We start from the raw sequence: 26,153 nt of genomic DNA, 5'->3' as shown, positions 1-26,153 counted from the left end.
TTCATTCCCTCCGGGCCCGGTGTCGCCTATAGTAGCCGGGCTTATCACCGCCCGGAGCCGCTTATGCCCGCTTTTATCCGCAACGTTACCCTGAGCCCCCACCCTCACCAGCCCGGGGCACTCTGCTGCGAGGTGCACTTCAACCCGGCCGCCTGGCAGGATACGCTGTTCAGCCAGCTGGGCATTCTGCGCCCGGCACACCTTGCCCGGGCCGTGCCCAAAAGGCTCGCGGAATACCTCGCCGGGCGCTATGCCTGCCAGCAGATCCTGCGCCACTGGGGGATCACCGCCGATATTACCAGCGGCAGCAACCGTGAGCCCCTGTGGCCGCCCGCGGTGGCCGGATCACTGTCACACAGCGCAGAGCGGGCGCTGGCGCTGCTGATCCCGGCACGCTACGGGCTGAGCCCCGGTGTTGATATTGAAATGGCCGACGCGCGCACCCTGCTCAGTATCGCCAGTGCCATTGCCACCCCAGAGGAGCAGGCACAGTTTTCCACCTGCGGCTTAACGGACTATCACGGGTTATTGCTGACATTCAGCGCCAAAGAGAGCCTGTTTAAGGCGCTGTATCCGCAGGTGGGGCGCTATTTCGGGTGTGATGCGGCCGCGCTTTACGCACTGGATATGGCGCAGCAGCAGTTCGTGTTGCAGCTCAGGGAAACGCTAGCCCCGGCAGCGGTCAGGGGAACCCTGTACCGGGGCAACTTTTCGCTGACTAACGGCGGGGTGATGACATCGCTGTTTTGCGCCGGTTAATCGGGCAGGACAATGGCGCACTCCGCCAGGGTGCCCATCTGGCTGTACATGGCGCAGGCCGCATCCACCAGTTGCATGGCCAGGGCCGCCCCGCTCCCTTCACCCAGGCGCATATCCATATTCAGGTACGGCACCAGATCAAGGTGCTGTAGCGCAATGCGCGCGCCCTTTTCCGCAGAGAAGTGCGACGGGATCAGGTAATCATGCAGGCCGGGGGCAATCCGGCAGGCAGCCAGCGCCGAGGCATAAGACAGGAAGCCATCCAGCACCACCGGCAGCCCGCAGGAGGCAGCACCCAGCATCACACCGGCCATCCCCACCAGATCAAAACCGCCCACTTTCGCCAGCACATCCAGGCCGTCGCTGGCGTCCGGCTGGTTTACCGCCAGCGCCCGGCGCACCACCTCTACTTTATGCTGCAACTGCTCCCGGGGAAGGTTCGCCCCGATCCCCACCACCTCGCCAGGCTCGCTGCCGGTCAGCACACTGACCATGGCCGCAGCCGGGGTGGTGTTGGCAATCCCCAGCTCACCCACCCCAAAGAGTTTCACCCCTCCGGCGGCCAGCTCGCGGGTATAGCCTGCGCAGGCCAGCAGCAGCGCCTCTGCCTGCTGGCGGCTCATGGCCGGGCCCCGGGCAATATTGCCGCAGCCTCTGGCAACCCGTAAATCTTTCACCCCCGGGAGCGGCTCGCAGTCAATACCGGTATCCACCACGTGCACCTGCGCCCCGGCGGCGGCGGCCAGCACACACACGCCGGTATTGTGGCGGGTCATATTCAGGGCCTGAATCGCGGTAACCGCCTTGGGCGAGACGGCGACCCCTTCCTCATAAACGCCGTGGTCGGCGCACATCACCAGAATCGCCTTGTGAGCCGGTTTACTGACCTGCCCCCGCCAGCCGGGCATCCCGGCCAGCTGGATTGCCAGAGACTCCAGCCGCCCCAGGCTACCCACCGGTTTTAACAGCCCGTCAATATGGCGTGCGGCCTCGCCCTGTGCCTGCTGGTCCGGCGCGTCGATTTGCGCGACCAGGGCGGCGATATTTGCTATGTCAGTGTTCACCTGCTCTTCTCCGTTTTTATGGTTATAACAGCGCCAGTAAAAATACCAGCTCGCCCAGTTCAATGGCGGCGCCAAGGGTATCCCCGGTCTGGCCGCCCAGGGTTCTTTTCAGTGCGCACCCCAGCACCCAGACCAGCACAATGGTCGCCAGCATTGCCAGCACCCCACGCAGGTGCAGCCCGGCAAAACAGAGCACCAGCCCGAGGATAAGCGTCGTCAGCACCTGCTGAGCGCTCAGCTTGCCGATAAACAAATTGCCCATGCCCTGTTCCCGGGCATAGCGCTGGCGGTACATCATCATCACCACCGCGCTGCGCCCGGCAATGCACGCGCAGGCCAGCACCGGTAACATGGCATTACCGCGTACCGCCAGCTCGCTTATTACCAGCACTTTCCCCAGCAGCACAAAAATCAGCGCCAGCCCCCCGTGGGTGCCGAGCCGACTGTCGCGCATGATCTCCAGCATCCGCTCCCGGGAGCGGGCGGAAAAGACCCCGTCACAGGTATCCGCCAGGCCATCCAGATGCAGGCCGCCGGTAAGCAGCGCCAGGGCCAGTACGCAGGCAAAGGCCGCCACAGGGATCCCGCCACCGGGCTGGATAAACAAAAACACCAGCCCGCTTAACCCCCCCAGCAGCAGGCCAATCACCGGAAAGGTGACAATGCCGCGCACATACTGGTCAATTTCCACACCGCGGCTCCAGCGCTGAGGCACCGGTAAGCGGCTCATAAAAGAGAGTGTTGCCCAGAACAACCGTATCATTTTATTTTTACTCCTATTCCTGAAACCACGAGCCAGACATCCTGCGCCGCAGCGGCCAGCCGCTGGTTGACCCGCCCGGCCATATCTCGGAAGTGCCGGGCCAGGCGATTTTCCGGCACAATGCCCATCCCCACTTCGTTTGTCACCAGCAGCACCGGCGAGGGGCAGCGGGCGCAGGCGGCCAGCAGTGTATCAATCTGCTGACCAATAAACTGCTCAATCGCCGCGTAATCCCACTCTGACTCGGGGGTCTCCCCGGTCACCTCGAACAGCAGATTGCTGATAAGCGTGGTTATGCACTCCAGCAGGATAACCTCTTCGGGATCATTCTCCGGGGTGATAACACTCGCCAGATCGCGCCAGCACTCCACCGTGCGCCAGTGGGCCGGGCGGCTGGCCCGGTGATGGGCAACCCGCTCAGCCATCTCCTCATCACACACCTGTGAGGTGGCGATATAGAGCACTTTTTCCCCGGCGGCGGCAGCCAGTTGTTCCGCGTGGCCGCTTTTCCCGCTGCGCGCCCCGCCGGTAATCAGCGTAATCATGCGCGCTCCTGATGTTGTTCCATAATGCTGTAGACCTTTTCAATATCAATGTGCTGGCGCATGGCGGCGGCCAGGGTGTCAAACTGCGCCTCTTTCCACTGGCGGTAGTCGACCACGTCCCCCTGCCAGGCCGCCAGCCCTTTACGGCGGCGCAGCGCATCCAGCAGGGTGCGGGTGAAGCCGGTATTATCAAAAATACCGTGCAGATAACACCCGGCCACCAGCCCGTCGGCGCTGATGGCGCCATCTTCGCCACCTTCTTCCAGGGCCAGCAGGGGGCGCACGCCGGGCGCGACCAGGGTTGTCCCCATATGAATCTCATAACCGGCTACCGGGTGCCCGCCGCTGTCATCCAGCAGCCCGGGCAGTACCCGGGCCCGGGTGCGAACGGTGACCTTATCCCGGGCAAACCGGGTGGTGACGGCCAGCAGCCCCAGACCGGGCAGGCTGCCAAGGCCGGACTCGACATCATCGTCAATCTGGCGGCCCAGTAGCTGGTAACCGCCGCAGATCCCGAACAGCGGGTGCCCGGCTTCACGCCAGCGCCCCAGGGCCTCTGCCATGCCGGTGTGGTGCAGCCACTGTAAATCACCGAGGGTGTTTTTACTGCCGGGCAGAATCACCAGATCCGCCCCCTCAAGCTCTGCCGGGTGGCGAATATAGCGCACCCGTACATCGGGCTGGGCGGCCAGCGGGTTAAAATCCGTAAAGTTGGAGATATGCGGCAGCTGTACCACGGCAATATCCAGCGCCTGCTGCGGCATATGGTGATATTTACCGCGCTGAATCGCCACCCCGTCTTCGTCTTCCAGGTCAATATCCAGCCAGGGCATCACGCCAATCACCGGCACCCCGGTCAGGGCTTCTATCTGCTCCAGCCCCGGTTGCAGCAGGGCCACATCCCCCCGGAACTTATTGATAATCACCCCTTTGACCCGCCAGCGCTCGTGCTCCTGTAGCAGGGCAATGGTGCCGTAAATGGCGGCAAAAACGCCGCCGCGATCGATATCCGCCACCAGGATAACCGGGCATTCGGCCAGCTCCGCCATCCCCATGTTGACGATATCCCGATCGCGCAGGTTGATCTCAGCCGGGCTGCCTGCCCCTTCCAGTACCATCACGTCCTGCTCTGCGGCCAGGCTGCGGTAGACCGCCTGCACCCGGGCCTTAAGCCGGGGTTTATAGTCGTGATAGCGCCGGGCGTCCATATCGGTAGCCACTTTGCCCATCAGTACCACCTGGGCTTTGCTGTCGCTGGTGGGCTTGAGCAGCACCGGGTTCATGCGCACATCCGGGGCGATACCGGCCGCCTCGGCCTGGAAAATTTGCGCCCGCCCCATCTCTTTACCGTCTGGCGTGATGCCGGAATTGAGCGCCATATTCTGGGATTTAAACGGCGCGCAGCGCAGGCCATCCTGATAAAAAATCCGGCACAGTCCCGCCACCAGCACGCTTTTGCCTGCATCAGAGGCGGTGCCCTGCACCATTATTGCCCGTGTCATAGGGTATCCTGGGGGTTAAAAAGTTGTTGTTCGCTACGGTACAGGCCAAACCCCGGCAACCGGGAGAGCTTAACCAGCCAGGGCTGCACCAGCCCGGCCTGATGGATAAGCTCCGCATCCTGAAAGACCTGGTCCGGTGTTCCACTGGCCACCAGCCGCCCGCGCTGCATCACGTAGATCCCGTGGCAAATCTCATACATCAGATCAATATCGTGGCTGGAGATAATGACATGTTTCCCGCCGGCGGCAATACGCCGGATAAGCGTTATCATCTGCTGGCGCCCGGCGGGATCCAGCCCGGCGGTGGGCTCATCAAGCAGCAGGTAGTCCGCCTCCATTACCAGTGCCCCGGCAATGGCAACGCGTTTTTTCTGGCCGTGGCTCAGGTACTGGATCGGCTGGTGGCGAAAGTGCTCTGCGTCTACCAGCTTCAGGGCCTCATCAACCCGCCGGGCAATCTCCGGCTCCGCCATTCCCAGGTTACGCAGGCTGAAGGCGATATCGCTGTCGATATCCGTATAAAACAGCTGCTGATCCGGATCCTGGAACACGGTCACCACCCGCTGGCGCAGGGCGAGAAGCCCTTTTTTGCTGTAGTCCAGCGGGCTGCCCTGCCACAGCACCTGGCCCCGGCGCGGGCGCAGCAGGCCGCTGAGCAGCATAAACAGCGTGGATTTGCCGCACCCGTTCGCCCCCACCAGCCCCGTGACAGGGTAACGGGAGAAATCCAGGCTCAGATGGTGCAAAACATCCTCATCCTGATACCCAAAGCTCAGGTCATCCGTCGCCAGCATGACGCCTCCTTAAAGATGAAAATCACCCTGATAGAGCTTAACTTCCAGGGCGGTTGCCATCTGCTGATAGCGCACCATCACCCGGGAGAACAACATCCCCGCCAGCATCGCCAGGGAGCGGTAGCTCCCCCTCAGGGTGCGGTAACCAAAACGCAGGGCCTGGGCCTGGTAAATGGCCTGCATTTCATCAAGCAGAATAAAAATAAACCGCCAGGTCAGCAGGATCTGCTCAGTGAGCAGTACCGGCACCCGGCAGCGCTGTAACAGCGCAATCAGCTGAATAAACGGCAGGTTCAGCACCAGCCAGAAGGTGGCCGAAATGGCCGCCAGGCTGCGCCACAGGGTGTGGTTCGCCATATCAAGCCCGGCAGGCAGCACCCCGAGATACGTAAACCCCAGCGGAACAGACCACAGCATCCCGGCGGGCTGTGCCGCCGCACTGAGCAGCATAGTCAGGGTGCTGAGCAGTAAAAAACCGCAGGGAATGGCAATCCAGCCCAGCCAGCGCCGCAGGGAGACACGCAGCATCCAGCAGCTCAGGGCGGCGATCAGTGCCGCCAGCACGGCCTGACCGGCAGGCGGTAGCCCCAGCGCAAGGCTCATCAGCACCACCCAGCACCCCAGCTTGAGCCGGGGATCCCGGTGGCACCAGCGGCTGCGCCCGCTGATCTTATCAATCGCCAGCATGGCTGCCGCGCCGCCCCCGGTAGTAACCCAGAATATAAAAAATCACCGCCGTGCCCAGGCAGCCCTGCAACGTAAACAGCAGGCTTTCAATTTCACTGCTGGCAGGGGTATAGAGGGGCGTAAACCAGGGTTGATACTCAGGGTTTATCGCCAGAATCTGCCCCCGGGCCTTATCATCCGTGCCGCCATATTCCCCCCCGTGGGAAACAAAAAACGGCAGGATCATCAGCCCCGCCACCAGGGCCAGCAATAACAGGCTCTTTTTCATCCGCGTACTCCCGGGGCCTGTACCAGGTGGCGTTTACTCAGCTGATCATAAATCAGCACCGTCAGCAGCCCTTCGGCAATGGCGACAGGCACCTGGGTGAGGCAGAAGATCCCCATAAATTTCATCACCGATCCGGCAACCCCGCTGTGGGGATCCGGGAAGGCGACCCCGAGCTGTAGCGAGGTGACCACATAGGTCGCCAGATCCGCCAGCGCCGCGCACAGGAATATGGCCACATCCCGGCGCAGCCCGGCACGGGTAGCCAGCCTCCAGACCAGATACCCGACCACCGGGCCGAGAACCGCCATCGACATGCCGTTAGCGCCAAGGGTGGTCAGCCCCCCGTGGGCCAGCAGCAGTGCCTGAAACAGCAGCACAATCGCCCCGAGAATAGCCACCACCCCGGGGCCGAACAGAATAACCGCCAGCCCCGCGCCGGTCGGGTGTGAACAACTGCCGGTGACGGAGGGGATCTTCAGTGCCGAGAGCACAAAAATAAACGCACCGCACAGGGCCAGCAGCACTTTCTGGTTGCTGTCTGCGCTGACTATCTGGCGCAGGCGCACCAGCCCCAGCCACAGGCACGGCAGGAACAAAAGCCACCACACCAGGGCGTGAAGAGGCGGTAAAAAACCCTCCATGATGTGCATCGCCCAGGCATCGGCAGGCACCGCCATCAGGACCAGGGCTGGCGCCCCGGCACTCATGGCGAGGTAGCGGATCTGCGCCTTCATTGTGCAGCGCTCCAGGATTTGTTCACCACAATGGTGGAGAAATAGGCCAGCGGCGTGTCATCCGCAAGGCTTGCCAGATCCCGCCAGCACTGCTCACCCGGCAGGGTGGCCTCTGACATCATCAGGGCGTGCTCCAGCAGGCCCAGCTCGCGAAGCCGGGCTTTTATGGCGGCAAAGCGGCCATAGACCTTCATCAGCACCACGCACTCATTATCGCGCAGCGCCCGGACAATGGCCTCGTCGCCTGCGGTGCAGGCCACCACCGCCATGGACTGCTGCTCCATACACAGTGGCATCGCGCTGCGGGCAGCAATGGCCGCAAATGAGGTCACCCCCGGAACAATTTCCAGCCACGGCGGGTTACCCAGACGGGCCAGCAAAAAGACCCAGGTGCTGAACAGCATCGCATCCCCGAGGGTGATAAACCCCACCTGTTTCCCGGCCTGCACCTGTTCGGTTATCTGTGCGCAGACCGTATCCCAGGCCTGCTGTTTTTCCGCGCTGTCGGCGCTCATCGGGAAGTGGCAGCAGCGGATCTCCGTGTGGGCCCCGAGGTATTCACGCACAATCGAGAGCGCCAGACTGTCCCCGCCTTTGCGCCCGGCCGGGGCAAACAGGACATCCAGCTGGCCCAGCAGACGGGCAGCGCGCACGGTAATTAAATCACTGGCTCCCGGGCCCGTTCCCAGGGCGTACAGACGTCCGCTCATGCTGCCTCCTGCCCGGCGCTACCCAGCGCCTGGTGTAAATGCTGCACAAACAGAGCGCGGACTGCCGGGTTTTCACCCAGCCCCTGTAGCCAGGCCTGGGCCGGGATCCCGGCGCGGATAAAGCGCATTTTCCAGGCGTCGTCATCGTCGGAGGCCATATCGTTCCTCGCGTGGTCCCCGGCCACCAGCATCAGCGGCATCAGGTGCACTTTGCGCACCCCCTGCGCCACCAGATCCGCCACCAGCAGATCGATCTCCGGGTAGCTTTCCACCGCCCCGACCCGCATCGGCAGGCGGCGGCTGGTCATCATATGATCCAGACAGGCGTAGGCCGCAAAGGCGTGGTGGCTGGCCCCGTGCCCCATCAGCACCAGCCGGTCGTCCGGCCCGAGGGCGGGCGACTGCTGCACCAGGGCCGCCAGCAGCGCTTCGTAGTCGGAAAAACTGCTGATCAGCGGCATACCGAGGGTCAGGCGCTGAAAACGCCCCTGCATCTGTTGCACTTCGGCGGTGATTTTTTCGAACTCGTCGCCGTTAATAATATGCAAAGACTGGATAGCCACATCCTGATATCCCAGCGCCGCCAGCCGCTCAAGGGCCTGGCGGGGGGTGTCGACAACCAGGTTATCGCGCTGGCGGAGTTTGCGGATAATCATCCCCGAGGTGAATGCCCGGAACAGATCCCGCCCCGGGCAACTGGCCGCCAGTGCCTGTTCGCAGGCGGTGATGTTTTTCTCGCGGGTATCCGCATAGCTGGTGCCGAAGCTGATAACCAGCAGGGCTTTTTTCATGGGTGGCTCCTCGGCAACGCCAGGGTTGCCAGAAAATCGGCGAATTCGCCATAAGTCGTAATAATTTGCCCGACAGGCAGCGGACTGGCCGGGCGGGTCAGCACAATGCAGGGGATCTTCATCTCAAGGCACGGGCGCACTTTCTCGATAAACCCGCCCTCTTTGCCGGACTCTTTAGTGATCACCACATCCGGCTGACACTGTTCATAAAAAGCCCGGTTAAATGCCTCGCTAAATGGCGGGCACAGGGCAAAAATTTGCCCGACCCCGAGGCCGAGAGCCTCACACTGGGCCAGCACGCCGGAGGTCGGCAACACCCGGGCAAGCAGGGTTTTCCCCGGCAGGCCGCGCTGCCAGTGGGCCAGATCCTTGCTGCCGGTGGTCAGCAGGACACGCGGCCCCAGGGGGGCGGCCAGGGCGCAGGCCTGCGCCAGGCTCGCCGCCCGCAGCAGCAGCGGGTGGTCGATGGCATCAATCAGCCCCGGGCGCTGCCAGCGCAGCAACGGAATCGCCAGCTCGCGGCAGACACTGGCCAGATTCGCGCTGACCAGTTGCGCATAGGGGTGGGAAGCATCAATCACCTGGCGGGTGCGGTTAGCGCACAGCCACGCTTTCAGCCCTGCGGCATCCAGCTTGCCGGTGCGGACCGCGCCATGAATCGGCCCGGCCAGCTGGCGGCCCACCTCGCTGGCAACAGAAAGGGTATAAGCCAGCCCGGCCTGGTCCAGCATCAGGCACAGTTCCCGGGCATCGCTGGTGCCGCCAACCAGCAGGAGCTCCCCGCAGGTCACAGGTTGTAGCCCCGGGGGGTGATCATCAGCCCGTCACGCACATAGGTGGTCTGGTTCCCGACGATCACAAGGCTTGTCATGTCGACCGGTTCGAAGTCCATCTCCCCGAGGGTGGTGAGCCATTTCTCCTGTTTTTTGCGCCCGGCGGCCTTAACAACCCCCACCGGGGTGGCCGGATCCTTGACCCCTTTAAGCAGCTCAAAGGCCCGGGCCAGGTGCCCTTCCCGGCCACGGCTGCGCGGGTTATAGAAGCAGATAACGAAATCTGCCTCGCCTGCGGCGATGATGCGTTTCTCAATCACCGGCCACGGGGTGAGCAGATCACTGAGGCTGATGTGGCAGAAGTCGTGCATCAGAGGGGCGCCCAGCAATGCGGCAGCCGCAATACTTGCGGTCATCCCCGGGATAATCCGCACCTCTACGTTGCGCTGCTGCTGGCTGACCAGCTCCAGCACCAGACCGGCCATGCCGTAGATCCCCGCATCACCACTGCTGATCAGCGCCACATTGTGGCCCTCTGCCGCCAGGTCAATGGCGGTCTGGCAGCGCTCTATCTCTTTACACATGCCGGTTTTGATCACCTGCTTGTCACCGGTAAAACTTTTCACCAGGTGGGTGTAGGTTTTGTACCCGACAATAATTTCCGCCTGCTCCAGTGCCTCAACGGCTTCCCCGGTCATGGTGGCTACGGCCCCGGGGCCAATTCCGATTACAGTTAACATTTGTTTTCCACTCCAGGCAGCCTGCCTAATGCAATAGTGACCCCCTGCTCACGCAGCGGCTCACCGATAAAATCCCCCTGGCACAGGTGCCAGGCGGCGGTTTGCGACACATTCCCCACCCCGGTTATCTGGCGTACAAACGCCGAACCGGGCACCTGATGCTCATAGCGGCGCAGCGTCTCTGCGCTGAAGGTGTGAAACGGAACGTCGAACTGTTGCGCCAGCGCCATAAGCGCCGGTTCGTCCCGTTTCAGATCAATACTGCTGATGGCCCCCAGGGCCAGAGGATCCAGGTGGTTGGCCGCCAGTTGCTGGCGCAGCAGCCTCTCCACGGTGCCCGGATCGCTGTGGCGTCGGCAGCCCATGCCCGCCACCACCCGCCGGGGGACCAGCTTCACCAGCGGGATCCCGCAGGCAGGCAAGGTGTCCGCCAGGGTAATGCACACCAGGTTATCCAGCGCCCCCGGGTTGCGGATATCCGCAACCGGGATAAACCCGCGCAGATCCAGCTCCGGCGGCTGCCCCAGGGTGGCGTTATCCCACCACAGGCCGATGCGCTGCCCGCTGACCAGCCCCTGGTTAATGGTTTTCACATGGTGGCGGAAATGGTCACTGCGCGCGTTCAGCTGGCGGGCCAGCAGATCCAGCGCCGCCAGCTGGTTAACGTCTGTGGCGGTGGTGATCACCGGGTCCGCCCCCAGCAGCCCGGCCAGTTGCCGGGTCAGCGCATTGGCCCCGCCCATATGGCCGGAGAGCAGGCTGATCACGTGCTGCCCCTGCTCATCAATAACCACCACTGCCGGATCGCGAAACTTATCCTGCACTACCGGGGCGATGGCGCGCACCGCCACCCCGGTAGCGCCGATGATGATCAGCGCCGGATACTGTGTAAATGCCCGGCGCACGTGGGCCATAAGCCCCCCCTCAAAGGGGTGAAACCCGGGGGCCACCAGGGCCGGGCTGGTAAAACAGGCCAGCGCCAGGTGGGGCTGCAGGCGCCGGGCCAGTGCCACCCCGCCCGGGGTCAGGCAAAACAGGGCCAGGGGCTCAGGCTTTGCGGTATTCATGGCTGAATGCGGCGTCGTACAGTTTTGAGTTGTGGTATTCATCACCCAGGAAGTCCCCCACCAGGATAAGGGCCGTTTTACGGATATCCGCCGCCCGCACCTGCTCGCTGATATCCGCAAGGGTGCCGCGCAGGGTCTGGCTTTCCGGCCAGGTGGCCTTGTAGACCACGGCTACCGGGGTTTCTGGCCGGTAGCCCCCGGCGATCAGCTGTTCGGCAACTTTGTTGATCCGCTGCACTGACAGGTAAATCGCCATTGAGGTGCGGTGCGCGGCAAAGCCCGCCAGGGACTCCCGCGCAGGCATAGGGGTGCGCCCTTCCATGCGGGTGATAATCAGGCTCTGGGAGACTTCCGGTACGGTGTACTCCAGCCCCAGCTGGGCGGCGGCCCCCTGGAATGCGCTCACCCCGGGCACCACCTGCCAGGGGATCTGCAACTGGCTGAGGGCCTCCCCCTGTTCGCGAATCGACCCGTACAGGGAGAGATCGCCGGTTTGCAGGCGCACCACCAGCTTGCCCGCCGCAATGCCTTCGCGCATCAGATCGATAATCTGCTGCAGGTGCAGCCCGGCGCTGTCGTGGCAGCGGGCCTGTGCCGGACAGTAGTCCAGCAGTTGCGGGTTAATCAGCGATCCGGCGTAAATCACCACGTCGGCCTGTTGCAGCAGGCGCAGCCCTTTTACGGTGATAAGCTCGCAGTCGCCGGGACCGGCCCCCACAAACCAGACACAGTGACGATCAATAGCGTGCGTCATAAGCCGCCTCCAGGGTGCAGGACATCAGATACACCGGGTTATTGGGTTTGAAATAGTGGCCCTGGCCCAGCCGGGTCAGTGCCGATTGCTGTATTTGCTGGCAGTCAAGATTCGCCACCGGGCGGGCGCTGAGGTGCGCCAGCGCCTGGTGGAGGTTCTCCAGCAGGATAAACGTCATTACCAGCCGCCCGCCGGGGTTAAGGTGGGCCAGGGCCCAGTCCGTCAGCGCCGCCAGCTGGCCGCCGCTGCCGCCAATGAAGATGGCGTCTGCCCGCTGCGCCAGCGGCAGTGGTGCCTCGCCCTGGAGCAGCCGGATATTGTCCTCACAGCCAAAATGGCGGCAGTTTTCCGCCATCAGGGCCAGGGCTTCCGGTTTGCGCTCAATGGCGGTGACCCGTAAGCGCGGGTACTGTAGCGCCGCCTCCAGGGAGATACTCCCGGTGCCCGCCCCCACGTCTATCAGGGTGGTGGCGTTGTGCAGCTCCAGGCGCGACAGGGCCAGGGCCCGCACCGCTTCTTTGGTCATCGGCACCTGCTGGCCGCGTAAAAACAGCTCATCCTTCATTCAGTATTACCACCACGTTCATTGCGTAATGTTGTGCGACCTGGTGCGGCTTCAGCCGGTGGATGCGCTCCCCGGGTAAGGAGAGCGACTCGCCAATAATCAGGGTGCGCGTCAGGTTGCGCTGCATAATGGCCCGGGCTATCTGCCAGGGGCCGGTGTGGTTGTCGGTCACCATTGCCACCCGGGGATAGGCGAGGATCTGGTCGAAATCCGCAACCCGGCCGTGGCTACTGGTGATGTAGATATCATTCAGCGGGATCCCCGCCCGGGCGCATAAATACTGAACGGCGCTGATCCCGGGGATAACCGTCACCCCGGCGAGCCCGAAATGGGCCACCAGCCGGTTGCCGATGCCGTACAGCAGCGGATCGCCGGAGGCGAGGATCACCACCTCGCGCTGCCGGTTGTCCGCCAGCCAGTGCATCAGCCCGTCGAGATCCGCATCCAGCGGGCGGCACAGCACCCCGGCGCGCCCGTAAAGGGCCAGGTGGCGCTTGCCGCCGACCAGGATCTCCGCCCGGGCGATGGCGGCCTGCCCGGCCAGCGTGAGAAGCTCGTGCTGGCCCGGCCCGATACCGACGACCGTCAGCATGTGGGCCACCCGGCGAAAATATCCGCCAGCGGGCGGTTGCTGCCCAGCACCTGGTTGTCAAACGCGAACATGACCGCGTCGCAGCGCGGCGGGTTACGGGTGTAGCGCAGCATCTCTTCGACCCGCTGGCAGATACGCCGCGCCAGCAGTGGCCAGATAGCCTGTAGCCCGGCGGCGCTGATGACCTCCATGGCCGCTTCGGTGGTGTCGCATTCGCTCACCGCCACCAGCACCGGGTGAGGCGCCCCCATCAGCGCCAGGTGGGCCACCAGCGTTTCCATGCGCCCGTCCGCAATATGGCTGTGGGTGTGGAAGATCCCGGCAGCAATTTTGATTAGTTTCCCCGGGTGGCCGAGCAGCACAATCTGGCTGAAGCCAAGGCGCACCGCCTCCTGAATCATGTATCCCACAAAGTTGCTCATGGTGACGACGCTCTCCCCGTCAAGGTGCAGCTGGTCACGCACGAAACGCTCCGCATGGTTGCCCGGGGCGAGGATCACCCGGTTAAGACCGGCGGCGTGTTTGACCTCCAGCTCCAGGGCCAGGGAGCGTTTCCAGCTCTCTTCGGACATGGGCGTGACAATGCCGGTGGTGCCGATAATCGAAATGCCCCCCAGGATCCCCAGCCGGGCGTTGTAGGTTTTTTGCGCCCGCGCTTCCCCTTCAGGGGCGAAGATTTCCACCTCAGCCCCGCGCGCCGGGCCGATGGCCTCACGCACGGCGGCTTCTATGGTCTGGCGCGGGGTGCGGTTAATAGCGGGCTCGCCAATGGCCAGCCCCACCCCGTTGCGGGTCACTTTTCCTATCCCGTCGCCGCCTTGCAGGCTGATGGTGCCGCTGTGGTTAAGCCGCACCCGGGCGAAGATCAGCATGCCGTGGGTGGCGTCGATATCATCGCCGCCGTCTTTGCGGATAGCCGCAACCGCCTGCTGGCCTTCAATGTGGGGCTGCTCAACGTTAAGATTCAGCACCACGCCGGACGGGGTGGTGATGGAGACCTGGTGGATCAGGTGCTGGCGCAGCACCATCAGCGCCGCCACTTTCGCCGCCGCCGTGGCGCAGGAGCCGGTGGTATACCCCCGGCGCAGCGCTTTGCCGTTATGCCAGACCGTCTCCTGCCCGGTGGTGCTCTCCATTACGCTTCTCCGCTGAAATAGAGAAGCGCATTGACAATGGCGGCCGCCACGTTGCTGCCGCCTTTGCGCCCCCGGGCTGCCACCCCGGTGTGGTTGCTGTCTATCAGCGCCTGTTTGGATTCTGCCGCCCCCACAAAGCCCACCGGCACACCGATAACGCCTTCGGCCTCCCCCTGTTGTTCCAGCAGGCGAAACAGCGCCGTAGGGGCGTTACCAAAGACAAACACTTTTTTGCCGGGCATTGTCAGTGCCAGATCCACCGCCGCCATGGAGCGGGTGATACCCTGATTTCTGGCTGCCGCCACCACCCGCGGATCGCGGATAAAACAGCGGCATTCACTGCCCCAGTCGGCAAGGCGCTGTTTGTTGATCCCCGACAGGGCCATGGTGGTATCCGTATACAGGGTGCAGCCGCTGCGCAGCGCCGCCTGCAGACGGGGCAGCCCGTGGTCAGAAAACCATAAAATATCCAGCCAGTCGAAATCCGCCGTGGTGTGGATAACCCGTTTGATCACCGCCTCATGGAGCGGGCTGGCAAAACGGTAGTCCGGGCGCTCCCGGGCAATAATGTCGCCGATAATATGAAAACTTTCGTTCTCTATAGTCTGGGGGGATTGGATATATTTCATTGTCAGTTCCGGTTAGCCCACCAGCAGGCGGATCGCCGCAAACAGCAGCAGTGCCAGCAGGCTGGAAAGCATCATTAAACGAATGGTGCGCGGGATATCATCGATGCTGATCTCCCGCAGATCGTCGCCGATCCACGGTTTTTCTACCCGCTGACCAAAGTAGCTATTTGGCCCGCCAAGCCGGACCCCAAGGGCCCCGGCAACGGTGGCCTCTGGCCAGCCGCAGTTGGGGCTACTGTGCTGGTAGCGATCCCGCCAGCCGGTAGCCAGCGCCCGGCGGGCGTTCAGCCCGCTCAGCCCGGCGGCAATACTCAGCAGCAGCCAGCTCAGGCGCGCCGGGATCAGGTTCGCCACATCATCCATGCGCGCCGAGACCATGCCGATATCCCGGAAGCGGGCATTTTTATAACCGACCATCGAATCAAGGGTATTGACCGCTTTATAGGCCATCGCCAGCGGCGCACCGCCCAGCAGTAAAAAGAACAGCGGCGCAATCACCCCGTCTACGGTGTTTTCCGCCACGGTCTCCACAACCGCCCGGGTGATTTGTGGTGCCTCCAGCTCTGAGGTGTCGCGCCCGACAATCCAGGAGAGCTTCTCGCGGCTTTGGGCCAGCGAGCCGTGGCGCAGGGCCTGCCCGACCTCCCGGGCCACGTCACTTAAGCAGCGCCCGGCAAGGGTGGTGAAAATCATCCACACTTCCACCACCCAGCCCAGCCAGGGGTGGATATGGCTGGCAACCCGCAGCAGGGTTGCGGCGGCAAGCCAGGTGATCCCCACCACGAATACCCAGAGCAGCCCGCCCCCCCAGCGCAGGGATTCCGGGGTGTGGCAGTGTTCGCGAATCTGGCGTTGCATGTGGGTAATCATGCTGCCTATCCAGCGCACCGGGTGGGGCCAGCGCTGAGGGTCGCCAATAATCAGATCCAGCAGCCAGGCGATAACCCAGCTGACAACCAGAGAAATAAGTGTCACAGATGACTCCTTGCGGCCCGTAGCCAGCCGGTCAGCATGGCCGGTCGTCGGGCAAAATGCAGATGCAGATAACTGCCAAGGGTAGCACCACTTTGCCAGCCCCCCTGCCAGCGCCGCTGTACGGCGCCGTCCCGGGTTTTCAGGCAGTCAAACTGCGGGGATAACGGGGTAGTAAAATCGGAATAGTGGAATTCATGGCCGCGCAGGCTCTCACCGGCTTTCGCCAGCAGCGTGTCGTGGCGGGCGGTGGCCTCGCAATAGCCGAACCGGGTAAGGCGCGCCCCCATCTGGCTTACGCCTTCCAGCACACCGGCCATGGCAAAGGGCTCCCCTTCGCTGGTGATCAGTTGCTGGCCGAGGTACATCAGCCCGCCGCACTCGCCGTATATGGGGATGCGCCGCTGGTGGGCCGCCTGCACAGACTGGCGCATGCGCTGGTTGGCACTCAGTGCCCGGGCATGCAGCTCCGGGTAACCGCCGCCAAACCACACCATATCGCAGGCCGGGAGCTGGTTATCATGCAGCGGGCTGAACGGCACCAGCCGGACCCCGGCCCGGGCCAGTAAATCGAGGCAGTCCGGGTAGTAAAAACTGAAGGCCTCGTCCCGGGCCAGAGCGAGGGTCAGCCCTTCGGCCAGTTGCGGGTGCGGGAAAGCGGGCAACGCCCCCGGGGGGAGCTGATCAAGGGTGCTGAGCGCCAGCAGGCGATCAATATCGAGAGTTTGCGTCAGCAGCTGGCCAAATTTGCGCCAGGTCTCCAGGCAGATGGTCTGCTCACCGGCCCCCACCAGCCCGAGGTGGCGGGAAGGCAGCGCCACATCGTCCATTACCGGCACCCGACCCAACACCGGCACCCGGCAGTAATGTTCAATGGCGTGCTTCAGTAGCTGGTAGTGACCGTCGCTGTTTACCCGGTTGACGATAACCCCGGCAATATTCAGCGCCGGATCGAACTGCTGAAATCCCAGTACCGTGGCGGCAATGGAGGTGGACACCGCTTTGCCATCCACCACCAGGATTACCGGGCAACCAAGCTGCCTGGCAAGGGCCGCGCTGCTGCAGTAGTGAGGGTCGCTACCGTAGCCGTCATACAGGCCCATGACGCCTTCGATAACGGAGATATCCGCCTGGCGCAGGTGGTGGCTGAACAGCCCGTTAAGGGCGGGCTCCGGCAGCATGAAGCTGTCCAGATTGCAGGAGCTGACCCCGCTGACGGCCTGGTGCCAGCCGGTATCGAGGTAGTCCGGCCCCACTTTGCACGGCTGGACCTTAAGCCCCCGCCCGGCAAGGGCGCATAACAGGCCCAGTGTCAGGGTGGTTTTACCACACCCGCTGCTGGTGCCGGCGAGGACGAATGCGTGCTTGTGGGTTGAGGCCATTGCCGTTCCTGTGTTGCGGGGGGCATGGCAATGCGGGCATGTGCGAAACCCCAGCCTCACGGCTGCGTTTTGCGCTGTCCACAACCTCCCCACCGAAGGTGTTGATCGGGTATGAACGGATCGGTCTTCTGGCTCTGCGTCGTTCTTATCCGCCCTTCCCGATGTTATCATCAGTGGCTATGCGGACTCGTCAGCATTACAGCAGCGGGGGCTGCAGGGGAGTCACACCCCTTTCCCGGTATCCGGTCATATATTATTTTCCGGCCCCTAGTTTATAAACCTTGTGTAAAGATTTGTTGAGCTATAACAAGTTACCCGTCATTCTTTGCCGGTAAAAATGCGGGCGACTGAATATCTGAGGAATACCCATGCAAAGCGCGCAAGCCCGCTGCCCCGGCTCCTGTGGGGAGTTAATCCAGGGGTGGATTCTGGGATCTGAAAAACTGGTCTCCTGCCCGGTGGACTGGTTCAGCGAGGTGACCGTATGCCGGGGGGCGCCCCACGCGGCTGAACGCCCGCTGATGCGCGCCATGGTCAGCCAGGTGGTGCAGTGGCTGGGCTACCCGGCCAGTTACGCCAGCGAGTTGTCTATCCGCTGGCACTCTACGCTCCCTGTGGCGCGCGGTATGGCAAGCTCGACGGCGGATCTGGCCGCCACGGCCCTGGCCACTGCCCGGCTACTGGACTACCCCGCCTGCGAGCAGCAAATTGCCCGCTGGTGCGTGGCCCTGGAGCCCACAGACAGTACCCTGTTCCGCTCGCTGACCCTGTTTGACCATTTGCAGGGCCAGCAGCGGATTCCCTGCCCCGGGACCCCGGTGCTGGATGTTCTGGTGCTGGAAAGCGACCAGCAACTGACCACGGCGGATTACCACCGGCGGGATCGCCGTGCCCTATTGCTGGACGGTGCCCCCCAGCTGGAGCGGGCCTGGCAGTTGCTGTATCGCGCCTGCCTGCATAACGATCCCCGGCTGGCCGGTGAAGCGGCCATGTGCAGCGCCATCGCAAGCCAGGCCCTTTTACCCAAGCCGGGGTTTAATCAGTTACGGGCGCTGGTTGAGGAATTTGATATGTACGGTTTAGCGGTGGCCCACAGCGGTAGCGTGGTGGGGTTACTGCTCGATCGCCACCGGCACGATGTGGAGAAGATTATCGCCACCCTGCGCACCCGGGAGGCAGGGCGGTATTATCCGCGCCAGCATTTACTGCGGATGATTTCCGGCGGCGTGGGCTGAGGGGTATGGCTGTGGGGCTGACAGGGGATGGATAGAGAACGCAGGCATCTAAGACTACGGGATAAGGTGAATGAGTCATTAGTAAAATCCAGGTTCCTGGCTATGGTCTGCTAACTCCTGCATGGCTCTGCTACTTTCATTATCCCGCTGATCTTTATATTTCATCAAATCGGCGAAAAGTACGCGGCGATGGCGACCTGTTTTGTGAAAAGGCAGCTTTCCGTCCTCCAGAAGTTTCACCATGTGAGGGCGAGAAACATTCAGAATATTGGCAGCTTCCTGGGTTGTTAATTCAGCATGCACAGGAACAACCTGAACCGCATTTCCAGCGGCCAACTCTCCGAGAATAGACATAAGCAAAGTCAATGAAGATGTTGGGAGCTCAATCTGGTGAGTGTTGTTGTCTGCATCCTGAATCGAAATTTTTTGTGTTTCCGTTTTAGTGGAGAGATAAGCAGCAAGCTCCCTTTGCCCACGTACAGCGGCCTCAATCTCCTCTTGAGCCGGAAGGCTCAGGCTATCAAGAATTGAGTTTGTCATTTTAGTATCCAGGTTTAAGGTGTAGTTTCAGCTTTCAGCCCCAAGAGGCTTTATCACACAGGCTAGTCGAAATAAACGAAAATCGCAATAAACGAAACACACAGAAAATATACAGATGTGAGTAGGTAGGTAGAGAATATGCAAGTACCCCGCATTATCTCCGGCCTGGCTGAGGCGCAGGCACAAAAAAGCCGCATACCAGGATGCGGCCGGGAGAATCAGTGGCGGGCTATCAGGCTTTGGCTTCCGGATCCTGATTTTTCATCTCGCCCATCACTTTCAGTTTTTTAGAGATATCGCGACGCTCTTTCGACAGCTCAGCATTTTTGATGATGTAATCATCAACGCGATCTTCATAGTCGCTCTTCATGCTGGCGATGATGCCCTGAATAGCTTCAACAGTCATACCAGGCTTGATGTAGTCACTGAGGTTATCCAGCAGCAGTACACGTTTCTGGTTGTCACGGATCTTTTTCTCTACGTCCTGGATTTCACGCTGCAGTTTGTTCTTGCGACGGAACAAACGGACAAACTCCAGAACATCCTGAAAAGAAGGCTTAGTATTTTCCATTTTTACACCCCTGCTATGTGATACTCGGATTCGTTAAGACAACCACAGTCTGACCAGTAACTATAGGGCAAAAGCGCACCGGTCGCGGTGGCTGGTGACAATCGTTTCACTGACCCCATCATAACCTTAAACGCTGCTGAATCGAAACAACCTCGCGTTTTTACTGTGACAGGCGCAGATTATTTGCGCAATGCGCGGCTGACCAGCTGGGATAACAGCTCCAGCTGTTGCGCCAGCTCCAGGCTCAGCCACACGTAGCCATATACCGGCGCTTCATGCATTTTACCGGCACTGGTTTCCTTCATCAGGCGCCGCAGCTCATCAACAATTTCGGCCTGGCGCACGCTGGCGTGCTGTATCGCGTTCAGGTTACCGTCATGCAGCGCCAGTTCAATGGCCGCCAGCATCCGGTGGGTCATGCGCTGGGTTTCACGCAGCGTGACCGCATTGATCATCAGAAAATGGCTCTCCCGGGAGGCCCACCAGGCATTAATTTGCAGCTCCAGAGTGCAGACCATATTGCGGGCCACCGTCTGGATACCGTCGAGAATACTTTTCGGGATCCGGGTCTCTTTACTGGCTGGCACCACCAGCGTGCGCAGCTTCTCCATATTTCCCAGCATGGTACGCAGGGGCGTTTCAAGGTGCGGGCGCTCCAGCAGATTCGGCGAGAACCCCGCATGGTGCAGGCGATCAAAATCACTGATAAACGCCGCCATTTTAATGCGCCAGAGAATAAACGCCCGCTGGGGCCAGATACTGGTAAACAGCATTGCCAGCAGCGAGCCAAAAATCACATCGCCACTGCGCCACAGGGCCGTTTCCATATCCCCCGGGGGGGCCCCCACCACCACCGACAAGGTAATGCCTATCAGCAGTGCCTGGTAGGGGCGTTTCCCCTGTGCCAGGTAGCCACACAGAAATATTCCCAGCGCACACCAGAGCAGCATCAGCGGCAGTGACCAGAGCTCCAGCTTCAGGGCCACCAGGCCGATGGCCGCCCCGGTGATAGTCCCGCCGATCCGCTGTAAGGCGCGGGGGACCACGTTTCCCCAGAATGAGATGGGCCCCATCACCACCACCAGGGTGATCAGCGGCCAGGTGCCTTCCGGCACATCCAGCAGCCGGACCAGTAAAAATGTCAGCACGAAGGCCAGCGCAATCCGGCAGCCGTGGACAACTTTGTAATGGCCGTAAACCCGGAGTTCAAAGGGGGTTAATGGTTTGTCGGGGCGCACTACGGCTCTCCCTTAAAAAGGGGGTATTGTATGAGTTTTCGGACCCGGGAGGCAGCCCCGGAAGGGAAAAATTTCTCCTTCGTGCGCCCGGCTTATCCGGCAAGGCGCACTGGCGCATGATTACTGACGCTCAACGGGCACGTACATATCGAACTCCCAGACACCGCATTCTGAGCCCTCATTCAGGTAGTGCTCAAAACAGGGTTTTCCTGTGGGCTGCCAGGTCTGCTCATCCTGCAGGCTGGCAAAAAACTGCATCCAGGGTTTCGCGAAATTTTCGTCGTCTACCCGGGCCCGGGCCACCGCATACTCCCCGGCGGCAACGGTTGTTTTTATCACGCCGCTGTCCGGCTCCGGCAGCTGAAAACTGCGCGCCACCGTAATGACCGTGTCACAACGCAGTTTCTCTGGCGGGATCACTTGCGGATCATCATAGTAGATAGCCATCCACTGACCGCTGTGAATATCCTGGCGTTTCACCCAGGCCGCCAGTTGCTCAAACCCCTCCTGGACCGTGAGCTCCCAGGGGCCCACTTTGTGAAACCCGACCACGCTACTGCCGGGATAATGCTCAATCTGATATTTCATCCTGTCACCTCCACGCGTTACGCATTCAGGCTGTACCGGCCACTCCACTGGCCTGTCATTAAGTATGAAGGATGGGGCGCAGGACGCCATAAAAAAGAAAGAGGGAGCATAGCTCCCCCGGTGCGTTACAGCGGCTGTTACAGTGTCTTATGCAGGAAGTCGCTCAGGCGGGAGAACATGCCCCCCTGCTCCACTTTGCCGAGGGTAACCAGCGGCCAGCGGGCGATAACCTTGTCCCGGTCGTGCAGTTCAATCTCGCCAATACGCTGGTGGAGAGCCATCGGCGCTTCCAGATCGGGCTTATCAAGGATATAACGGGCCTTAACCCGGGCCAGTTCGCTTTTGGGCAGTACCATCCAGAAATCCTGATCGGCGCCCACATCCACGGTTTCGTTATCCCCGTACCAGACTTTTTCTGTTCCGAAGCGCTGGCCTTTTGTCAGGATCTGGACCGTGTCAAAGTTCTGACGCCCCCAGTTCAGCAGCTTGCGGGCCTGCTCTTCGCGGCCTTTGGGGCTTTCGCCGCCCATCACCACCACAATCAGGCGGCGGTTACCATACACGCCGGAGGCGATAATATTAAACCCGGCGCTGGCCGTGTGGCCGGTCTTCAGGCCGTCGACATTGAGGGTGTCATCCCACAGCAGGCCGTTGCGGTTTTGCTGGGTGATCCCGTTCCAGGTGAGGCTTTTTTCACTGTACATATGGTAGAAATCCGGCTCACCGTGAATAATCGCCCGGCTCAGCAGCGCCAGATCCCATGCGGTACTGTGCTGCCCGGGCGCATCCAGGCCGTGTACCGTTTCGAAGTGGGTATCACGCATGCCGAGCTTATTCACATAGTGGTTCATCATCCCGACAAACTCGCGCTGGCCCCCGGCCACATAGTCCGCCAGGGCGACACAGGCATCGTTTCCTGAGTCCACAATCAGCCCGCGGCTCAGATCATGGACCGAGACCTTATCCCCGGCTTTAAGAAACATCAGCGAGGAGCCGTCAAATACCGGGTTGCCTTTTGCCCATGCATCCGGCCCGACGGTGACAATATCGTCCGGTGAGATCTTTTTACTGTCGATGGCGCGATCAACCACATAGCCGGTCATCAGCTTGGTCAGGCTGGCGGGGTTGCGTTTTTCATGTTCGTTATGGGCCGTGAGCACCTGGCCTGTGGTGTAATCCATTAACACCCAGGAGGCGGCCTGAATATCCGGCGGCTGGGGAGCGTGGTCGAGGGCGACATCTGCCGCCGCGTTATGAATCAGAGTTACAAATAGTGAAACAGTCAAAAGAGCACGAAACTTCAACGAATTATCCTCACAGCGGGCCGATATCTGCCGCATGTTGTACGGGAGTTTTTATATAGTTTCACTGAGAAATTGCAAAAAAATGTGACATTCGTCGTTTTCTGCTACCCGATGGCTCGCTTTCCGGATAAATCCCGAAAAACCGCCCGGCCCCCGGGCGCAATACTGGTATGTGCCGGGCAAACCGGAGATACTTAGGGTTTATTTCGCCAGCCAGGAAACAGACCGTGAAGCATCAGGACAACCCGCCCACTTTCCTCTTCCATGATTACGAGACCTTCGGCACCAGCCCCTCTCTGGACCGGCCCGCCCAGTTCGGCGCACTGCGTACTGATATGGATTTCAATATTATCGGCGAGCCGGAGGTCTTTTTCTGCCGCCCGGCCGACGATTACCTGCCCCAGCCCGGCGCGGTAATGGTGACCGGCATTACCCCGCAGCAGGCGCTGGCGCAGGGGGAAAATGAAGCGCATTTTGCCCGTCGCATTCACGATATTTTTACCGTGCCCGGCACCTGCGTGGTGGGCTACAACAATGTCCGTTTTGATGACGAAGTGACCCGCAATATCTTTTACCGGAATTTTTACGATCCCTACGCCTGGAGCTGGCAAAACGGCAATTCGCGCTGGGATCTGCTGGATGTGATGCGCGCCTGTTACGCACTGCGCCCGGAGGGGATCAACTGGCCGGAAAATGACGACGGGCTGCCCAGCTTCCGCCTGGAGCACCTGACTGCCGCCAACGGTATTGAACACGCCAACGCCCACGACGCGATGGCGGATGTCTACGCCACAATTGCCATGGCCCGCAAAATCAAAGCCAGCCAGCCACGCCTGTTTGACTACCTGCTGAACTACCGGGGTAAGCAGAAGCTGGCCACGCTTATCGACATTGTGCAGATGCAGCCCCTGGTTCATGTTTCCGGAATGTTCGGTGCCTGGCGCGGTAACACCAGCCTGATTGCCCCCCTGGCCTGGCACCCGGATAACCGCAACGCGGTGATTGTGGTGGATCTGGCGGCGGATATCTCCCCGCTGTTTGATCTGGATGCAGACGCGCTGCGCGAGCGCCTCTACACCCCAAAAAGCGAGCTGGGGGATGCCCTGCCCGTTCCGGTGAAACTGGTGCACCTGAATAAGTGCCCGGTGCTGGCAAAAGATAACGCCCTGCGCCCCCAGGATGCCCAGCGGCTGGGAATAGACCGCCAGCACTGCATGGATAACCTGGCCCTGCTGCGCGCGAATCCTCAGCTGCGAGAAAAAATCGTCGCCCTTTATGCCCGGGCAGAGCCCTTTGCGGTGCCGGATAATGTGGACAGCCAGCTGTATAACGGCTTTTTCGGCGATGCGGACAAAACCGCCATGAAGATTATCCTTGAGACTGAGCCGCAGAACCTGCCCGCTCTGGATATCACCTTTGCCGATAAGCGGATTGAAAAACTGCTGTTTAACTACCGGGCGCGTAACTTTCCCGGCACCCTCAGCGAGGCCGAGCAGCAGCGCTGGCTGGAGCACCGCCGGGAGGTCTTCAGCCCCGGGGCGCTGGAGGCATACGCCCGCGAGCTGGAGATGCTCTACACCCAGTACGAAGGCGACGGGGAGAAAATCGCCCTGTTAAAGGCGCTGTATCAGTATGTGCAGCAGCTGGTGGGGTAAGCGCAAAAAAAATGGCACCCATCCGGGTGCCATTTCCATGTAACGTTCTTATCCGTGGCGCTTAGGCCACATCTTCGTACTGAGGAACCGGGTTGCGGAAACTTTTGGTCACGCACGCCAGGTAGATGATCCCCACCGCACCCCAGATCAGGCCCAGGATCATGGAGCTTTCTTCCAGGTTGATCCACAGGGCACCCACCGTCATGGCACCACACAGGGGCAGCACCAGGTACTGGATGTGATCTTTGATGGTTTTGTTGCGTTTTTCGCGGATCCAGAACTGTGAAATCACAGACAGGTTCACGAAGGTGAACGCCACCAGCGCGCCGAAGTTAATCAGTGCGGTTGCGGTAACCAGATCAAAGTTAATCGCCAGCAGAGCAATCGCGCCAACCAGCAGCACGTTCCATGCCGGAGTACGCCACTTCGGATGGATATAACCGAAGAAACGGGTCGGGAAGACGCCATCGCGGCCCATCACATACATCAGGCGGGAAACCCCGGCGTGTGCCGCCATACCTGAGGCCAGAACCGTAATGCTGGAGAAAATCAGCACCCCGAACTGGAAGGCTTTACCGGCAACGTAGAGCATAATTTCCGGCTGAGAGGCATCCGGATCTTTAAAGCGCGAGATATCCGGGAAGTACAGCTGCAGGAAATAAGAGGCCGCAATAAAGACCAACCCGCCAATTAACGCCGTCAGGAAGATTGCCCGCGGGATCACGCGCTCTGCGTCTTTGGTTTCTTCAGACAGGGAGCTGATACCGTCAAAACCAAGGAACGAGAAGCACAGGATAGTCGCACCGGTAATCATCGGCACTACGTGGGCATCTTCACTCCAGAACGGTTTCGCGCTCACCAGGGTGCCGGTGCCTTCGCCGTGGGTCAGACCCCAGACGATAAGACCGACAATCACTGCCACGATAGCCATCTGCAGCACAACGATAACCGTGTTGAAGTTTGCCACGGTCTTGATGCTGCGCAGGTTAGACACCGTCATAAAGCCCACCAGCGCCACCACGAAAATCCATGACGGAACGGAAGGCACCAGCGCTTCAAAATAGATTTTGGCCAGCAGAATGTTGATCATCGGCATAAACAGATAATCAAGCAGGGAGGACCAGCCCACCATAAAACCGACAGTCGGGTGAATGGATTTTTGCGCATAAGTATATGCTGAACCCGCAGACGGGAAGCGACGCACCAGCTTACCGTAACTCAGTGCGGTAAACAGGATAGCGACAAGCGCGAAGGCATAGGCAGTTGCAACGTGCCCACCTGTGAGCCCGGATACAATGCCAAATGTATCGAACAGCGTCATCGGCTGCATATAGGCAAGACCCATCATTACAACCGGAATCAGCGTAAGAGTTTTACGTAATTCCACGCGAGAAGTTGGCTGACCGTTTACGTTAAGCGACATTTACATTTCCCCCAGTGAAGGAACCTGACGCAAAAGCAAATAATTGCACCATCTTTACATGTTTCCTCGGCGACACTGCTGTCGATTTCTAAAAGTAAATATCTATCCGGTACTGAGCCCGGCCTCTTTGATTTGATTAGTTTGGGTAATGCACCGGTAAAAAAATAACCGACGCGTTTAAACGTCGGCCATATTCCATTTTACCGGGCGCGTATTTTGCCCCATTTCTGGCCACAAAGACAAGACTTTACGTGCAGTGGGGGGGATTTCTTTTATATCCCCGGGTTATAGCAACATAATTAGTTGATTTTAAATGATAAAAAATAATCACAATCCGGTATTTTTACCGGGGTTTTCCCCCATTCTGGCGTA

The 26,153-nt window shown here is 60.7% G+C and carries 29 protein-coding genes and 1 riboswitch; of the genes, 3 read left to right on the top strand and 26 right to left on the bottom strand.

Annotated features, from left to right (window positions below):
* Positions 1 to 63 precede the first annotated feature (63 nt).
* On the top strand, positions 64 to 759 hold the full coding sequence (locus tag EBL_RS07210; RefSeq protein WP_002440034.1) for a 4'-phosphopantetheinyl transferase family protein: 696 nt from the start codon (positions 64 to 66) through the stop codon (positions 757 to 759).
* Here the strand turns inward: EBL_RS07210 and cobT are convergent.
* The 20 genes from cobT to EBL_RS07110 are packed head-to-tail and all read right to left on the bottom strand — an operon-like array spanning position 756 to position 17,227.
* Positions 756 to 1,811, bottom strand: coding sequence for a nicotinate-nucleotide--dimethylbenzimidazole phosphoribosyltransferase (gene cobT / locus EBL_RS07205; RefSeq protein WP_174270547.1), 1,056 nt, complete (start codon positions 1,809 to 1,811; stop codon positions 756 to 758). The genes EBL_RS07210 and cobT overlap by 4 nt on opposite strands.
* 34 nt (positions 1,812 to 1,845) lie before the next feature.
* Complete coding sequence (gene cobS / locus EBL_RS07200) at positions 1,846 to 2,586, bottom strand: adenosylcobinamide-GDP ribazoletransferase (protein WP_002440031.1); 741 nt, start codon at positions 2,584 to 2,586, stop codon at positions 1,846 to 1,848.
* On the bottom strand, positions 2,583 to 3,131 hold the full coding sequence (gene cobU / locus EBL_RS07195) for a bifunctional adenosylcobinamide kinase/adenosylcobinamide-phosphate guanylyltransferase (RefSeq protein WP_002440030.1): 549 nt from the start codon (positions 3,129 to 3,131) through the stop codon (positions 2,583 to 2,585). Before cobU ends, cobS begins: the two co-directional genes overlap by 4 nt.
* On the bottom strand, positions 3,128 to 4,633 hold the full coding sequence (locus tag EBL_RS07190; RefSeq protein WP_002440027.1) for a cobyric acid synthase: 1,506 nt from the start codon (positions 4,631 to 4,633) through the stop codon (positions 3,128 to 3,130). The genes cobU and EBL_RS07190 overlap by 4 nt, the downstream gene beginning before the upstream one ends.
* On the bottom strand, positions 4,630 to 5,427 hold the full coding sequence (locus EBL_RS07185) for an ATP-binding cassette domain-containing protein (RefSeq protein ID WP_002440026.1): 798 nt from the start codon (positions 5,425 to 5,427) through the stop codon (positions 4,630 to 4,632). The genes EBL_RS07190 and EBL_RS07185 overlap by 4 nt, the downstream gene beginning before the upstream one ends.
* Before the next feature lie 9 nt (positions 5,428 to 5,436).
* Positions 5,437 to 6,114, bottom strand: coding sequence for an energy-coupling factor ABC transporter transmembrane protein (locus EBL_RS07180; protein WP_002440025.1), 678 nt, complete (start codon positions 6,112 to 6,114; stop codon positions 5,437 to 5,439).
* Complete coding sequence (locus tag EBL_RS07175) at positions 6,101 to 6,382, bottom strand: energy-coupling factor ABC transporter substrate-binding protein (protein WP_002440023.1); 282 nt, start codon at positions 6,380 to 6,382, stop codon at positions 6,101 to 6,103. Before EBL_RS07175 ends, EBL_RS07180 begins: the two co-directional genes overlap by 14 nt.
* Positions 6,379 to 7,116, bottom strand: coding sequence for a cobalt ECF transporter S component CbiM (cbiM, locus tag EBL_RS07170; protein WP_002440020.1), 738 nt, complete (start codon positions 7,114 to 7,116; stop codon positions 6,379 to 6,381). The genes EBL_RS07175 and cbiM overlap by 4 nt, the downstream gene beginning before the upstream one ends.
* Positions 7,113 to 7,826, bottom strand: coding sequence for a cobalt-factor II C(20)-methyltransferase (locus EBL_RS07165; protein WP_002440016.1), 714 nt, complete (start codon positions 7,824 to 7,826; stop codon positions 7,113 to 7,115). Before EBL_RS07165 ends, cbiM begins: the two co-directional genes overlap by 4 nt.
* Positions 7,823 to 8,617: a sirohydrochlorin cobaltochelatase gene (gene cbiK / locus EBL_RS07160; RefSeq protein ID WP_002440014.1), complete on the bottom strand. Its 795-nt coding sequence runs from the start codon at positions 8,615 to 8,617 to the stop codon at positions 7,823 to 7,825. The genes EBL_RS07165 and cbiK overlap by 4 nt, the downstream gene beginning before the upstream one ends.
* The gene (locus tag EBL_RS07155; protein WP_002440013.1) at positions 8,614 to 9,408 is read right to left on the bottom strand and encodes a cobalt-precorrin-6A reductase; all 795 of its coding nucleotides are present in this window, start codon (positions 9,406 to 9,408) and stop codon (positions 8,614 to 8,616) included. The genes cbiK and EBL_RS07155 overlap by 4 nt, the downstream gene beginning before the upstream one ends.
* Positions 9,405 to 10,130 (bottom strand): precorrin-3B C(17)-methyltransferase, encoded by a 726-nt coding sequence (locus EBL_RS07150; RefSeq protein ID WP_002440011.1) that lies wholly within the window; start codon positions 10,128 to 10,130, stop codon positions 9,405 to 9,407. The genes EBL_RS07155 and EBL_RS07150 overlap by 4 nt, the downstream gene beginning before the upstream one ends.
* Complete coding sequence (locus tag EBL_RS07145; protein ID WP_002440008.1) at positions 10,124 to 11,197, bottom strand: cobalt-precorrin 5A hydrolase; 1,074 nt, start codon at positions 11,195 to 11,197, stop codon at positions 10,124 to 10,126. The genes EBL_RS07150 and EBL_RS07145 overlap by 7 nt, the downstream gene beginning before the upstream one ends.
* Entirely contained in the window at positions 11,178 to 11,951 is a 774-nt protein-coding gene (locus tag EBL_RS07140; RefSeq protein ID WP_002440007.1) for a cobalt-precorrin-4 methyltransferase, read from the bottom strand. The genes EBL_RS07145 and EBL_RS07140 overlap by 20 nt, the downstream gene beginning before the upstream one ends.
* On the bottom strand, positions 11,935 to 12,516 hold the full coding sequence (locus EBL_RS07135) for a decarboxylating cobalt-precorrin-6B (C(15))-methyltransferase (RefSeq protein ID WP_002440005.1): 582 nt from the start codon (positions 12,514 to 12,516) through the stop codon (positions 11,935 to 11,937). Before EBL_RS07135 ends, EBL_RS07140 begins: the two co-directional genes overlap by 17 nt.
* Entirely contained in the window at positions 12,506 to 13,108 is a 603-nt protein-coding gene (locus EBL_RS07130; RefSeq protein WP_002440003.1) for a cobalt-precorrin-7 (C(5))-methyltransferase, read from the bottom strand. Before EBL_RS07130 ends, EBL_RS07135 begins: the two co-directional genes overlap by 11 nt.
* The gene (gene cbiD, locus EBL_RS07125; RefSeq protein ID WP_002440002.1) at positions 13,102 to 14,244 is read right to left on the bottom strand and encodes a cobalt-precorrin-5B (C(1))-methyltransferase CbiD; all 1,143 of its coding nucleotides are present in this window, start codon (positions 14,242 to 14,244) and stop codon (positions 13,102 to 13,104) included. Before cbiD ends, EBL_RS07130 begins: the two co-directional genes overlap by 7 nt.
* Positions 14,244 to 14,873, bottom strand: coding sequence for a cobalt-precorrin-8 methylmutase (locus EBL_RS07120; protein ID WP_002439999.1), 630 nt, complete (start codon positions 14,871 to 14,873; stop codon positions 14,244 to 14,246). The genes cbiD and EBL_RS07120 overlap by 1 nt, the downstream gene beginning before the upstream one ends.
* A gap of 12 nt (positions 14,874 to 14,885) precedes the next feature.
* Positions 14,886 to 15,848, bottom strand: a complete 963-nt coding sequence (gene cbiB / locus EBL_RS07115) for an adenosylcobinamide-phosphate synthase CbiB (RefSeq protein ID WP_002439998.1) — start codon at positions 15,846 to 15,848, stop codon at positions 14,886 to 14,888.
* The gene (locus tag EBL_RS07110; RefSeq protein WP_002439995.1) at positions 15,845 to 17,227 is read right to left on the bottom strand and encodes a cobyrinic acid a,c-diamide synthase CobB; all 1,383 of its coding nucleotides are present in this window, start codon (positions 17,225 to 17,227) and stop codon (positions 15,845 to 15,847) included. The genes cbiB and EBL_RS07110 overlap by 4 nt, the downstream gene beginning before the upstream one ends.
* A 101-nt stretch (positions 17,228 to 17,328) precedes the next feature.
* Positions 17,329 to 17,488, bottom strand: a riboswitch (cobalamin riboswitch).
* A 107-nt stretch (positions 17,489 to 17,595) separates the two neighbouring features.
* Here EBL_RS07110 and EBL_RS07105 point away from each other — a divergent pair.
* Complete coding sequence (locus tag EBL_RS07105) at positions 17,596 to 18,462, top strand: GHMP family kinase ATP-binding protein (protein ID WP_002439992.1); 867 nt, start codon at positions 17,596 to 17,598, stop codon at positions 18,460 to 18,462.
* 78 nt (positions 18,463 to 18,540) lie between these two features.
* Here the strand turns inward: EBL_RS07105 and EBL_RS07100 are convergent, their stop codons facing one another.
* The 5 genes from EBL_RS07100 to dacD form a co-directional block, all read right to left on the bottom strand.
* Positions 18,541 to 19,002, bottom strand: a complete 462-nt coding sequence (locus tag EBL_RS07100; RefSeq protein WP_002439991.1) for a helix-turn-helix domain-containing protein — start codon at positions 19,000 to 19,002, stop codon at positions 18,541 to 18,543.
* A gap of 232 nt (positions 19,003 to 19,234) precedes the next feature.
* Positions 19,235 to 19,573 (bottom strand): DUF496 family protein, encoded by a 339-nt coding sequence (locus tag EBL_RS07095; RefSeq protein WP_002439990.1) that lies wholly within the window; start codon positions 19,571 to 19,573, stop codon positions 19,235 to 19,237.
* A 179-nt stretch (positions 19,574 to 19,752) separates the two neighbouring features.
* Complete coding sequence (locus EBL_RS07090) at positions 19,753 to 20,811, bottom strand: FUSC family protein (protein WP_002439989.1); 1,059 nt, start codon at positions 20,809 to 20,811, stop codon at positions 19,753 to 19,755.
* 120 nt (positions 20,812 to 20,931) lie between these two features.
* Positions 20,932 to 21,399: a DNA gyrase inhibitor SbmC gene (gene sbmC / locus EBL_RS07085; protein ID WP_002439988.1), complete on the bottom strand. Its 468-nt coding sequence runs from the start codon at positions 21,397 to 21,399 to the stop codon at positions 20,932 to 20,934.
* 137 nt (positions 21,400 to 21,536) lie between these two features.
* Positions 21,537 to 22,703 carry a serine-type D-Ala-D-Ala carboxypeptidase DacD gene (gene dacD / locus EBL_RS07080; RefSeq protein WP_002439986.1) on the bottom strand — a complete coding sequence of 389 codons (1,167 nt, stop codon included), beginning with the start codon at positions 22,701 to 22,703 and terminating at the stop codon, positions 21,537 to 21,539.
* Between the two features lie 227 nt (positions 22,704 to 22,930).
* Here dacD and sbcB point away from each other — a divergent pair, with 227 nt between their 5' ends.
* Entirely contained in the window at positions 22,931 to 24,358 is a 1,428-nt protein-coding gene (sbcB, locus tag EBL_RS07075; protein ID WP_002439985.1) for an exodeoxyribonuclease I, read from the top strand.
* A gap of 61 nt (positions 24,359 to 24,419) precedes the next feature.
* On the opposite strand, the gene EBL_RS07070 is transcribed toward sbcB, so the two are convergent.
* Positions 24,420 to 25,781: an APC family permease gene (locus EBL_RS07070; protein ID WP_002439983.1), complete on the bottom strand. Its 1,362-nt coding sequence runs from the start codon at positions 25,779 to 25,781 to the stop codon at positions 24,420 to 24,422.
* Between the last annotated feature and the right edge of the window lie 372 nt (positions 25,782 to 26,153).

The sequence above is a fragment of the Shimwellia blattae DSM 4481 = NBRC 105725 genome (genome assembly GCF_000262305.1).
Lineage (GTDB): Bacteria > Pseudomonadota > Gammaproteobacteria > Enterobacterales > Enterobacteriaceae > Shimwellia > Shimwellia blattae.
Note: the sequence above shows the minus strand (reverse complement) of the source record. Positions and strands in the feature narration are given on the sequence as shown.

Bases quoted from the DNA above. Each gene is read 5' to 3' on its own strand.
- EBL_RS07210 (WP_002440034.1), top strand. From the start codon at position 64: ATGCCCGCTTTTATCCGCAACGTTACCCTGAGCCCCCACCCTCACCAG.
- cobS (WP_002440031.1), bottom strand. From the start codon at position 2,586: ATGATACGGTTGTTCTGGGCAACACTCTCTTTTATGAGCCGCTTACCG.
- cobU (WP_002440030.1), bottom strand. From the start codon at position 3,131: ATGATTACGCTGATTACCGGCGGGGCGCGCAGCGGGAAAAGCGGCCAC.
- EBL_RS07190 (WP_002440027.1), bottom strand. From the start codon at position 4,633: ATGACACGGGCAATAATGGTGCAGGGCACCGCCTCTGATGCAGGCAAA.
- EBL_RS07185 (WP_002440026.1), bottom strand. From the start codon at position 5,427: ATGCTGGCGACGGATGACCTGAGCTTTGGGTATCAGGATGAGGATGTT.
- EBL_RS07180 (WP_002440025.1), bottom strand. From the start codon at position 6,114: ATGCTGGCGATTGATAAGATCAGCGGGCGCAGCCGCTGGTGCCACCGG.
- EBL_RS07175 (WP_002440023.1), bottom strand. From the start codon at position 6,382: ATGAAAAAGAGCCTGTTATTGCTGGCCCTGGTGGCGGGGCTGATGATC.
- cbiM (WP_002440020.1), bottom strand. From the start codon at position 7,116: ATGAAGGCGCAGATCCGCTACCTCGCCATGAGTGCCGGGGCGCCAGCC.
- EBL_RS07165 (WP_002440016.1), bottom strand. From the start codon at position 7,826: ATGAGCGGACGTCTGTACGCCCTGGGAACGGGCCCGGGAGCCAGTGAT.
- cbiK (WP_002440014.1), bottom strand. From the start codon at position 8,617: ATGAAAAAAGCCCTGCTGGTTATCAGCTTCGGCACCAGCTATGCGGAT.
- EBL_RS07150 (WP_002440011.1), bottom strand. From the start codon at position 10,130: ATGTTAACTGTAATCGGAATTGGCCCCGGGGCCGTAGCCACCATGACC.
- EBL_RS07145 (WP_002440008.1), bottom strand. From the start codon at position 11,197: ATGAATACCGCAAAGCCTGAGCCCCTGGCCCTGTTTTGCCTGACCCCG.
- EBL_RS07140 (WP_002440007.1), bottom strand. From the start codon at position 11,951: ATGACGCACGCTATTGATCGTCACTGTGTCTGGTTTGTGGGGGCCGGT.
- EBL_RS07135 (WP_002440005.1), bottom strand. From the start codon at position 12,516: ATGAAGGATGAGCTGTTTTTACGCGGCCAGCAGGTGCCGATGACCAAA.
- EBL_RS07130 (WP_002440003.1), bottom strand. From the start codon at position 13,108: ATGCTGACGGTCGTCGGTATCGGGCCGGGCCAGCACGAGCTTCTCACG.
- cbiD (WP_002440002.1), bottom strand. From the start codon at position 14,244: ATGGAGAGCACCACCGGGCAGGAGACGGTCTGGCATAACGGCAAAGCG.
- EBL_RS07120 (WP_002439999.1), bottom strand. From the start codon at position 14,873: ATGAAATATATCCAATCCCCCCAGACTATAGAGAACGAAAGTTTTCAT.
- EBL_RS07110 (WP_002439995.1), bottom strand. From the start codon at position 17,227: ATGGCCTCAACCCACAAGCACGCATTCGTCCTCGCCGGCACCAGCAGC.
- EBL_RS07105 (WP_002439992.1), top strand. From the start codon at position 17,596: ATGCAAAGCGCGCAAGCCCGCTGCCCCGGCTCCTGTGGGGAGTTAATC.
- EBL_RS07100 (WP_002439991.1), bottom strand. From the start codon at position 19,002: ATGACAAACTCAATTCTTGATAGCCTGAGCCTTCCGGCTCAAGAGGAG.
- EBL_RS07095 (WP_002439990.1), bottom strand. From the start codon at position 19,573: ATGGAAAATACTAAGCCTTCTTTTCAGGATGTTCTGGAGTTTGTCCGT.
- sbmC (WP_002439988.1), bottom strand. From the start codon at position 21,399: ATGAAATATCAGATTGAGCATTATCCCGGCAGTAGCGTGGTCGGGTTT.
- EBL_RS07070 (WP_002439983.1), bottom strand. From the start codon at position 25,781: ATGTCGCTTAACGTAAACGGTCAGCCAACTTCTCGCGTGGAATTACGT.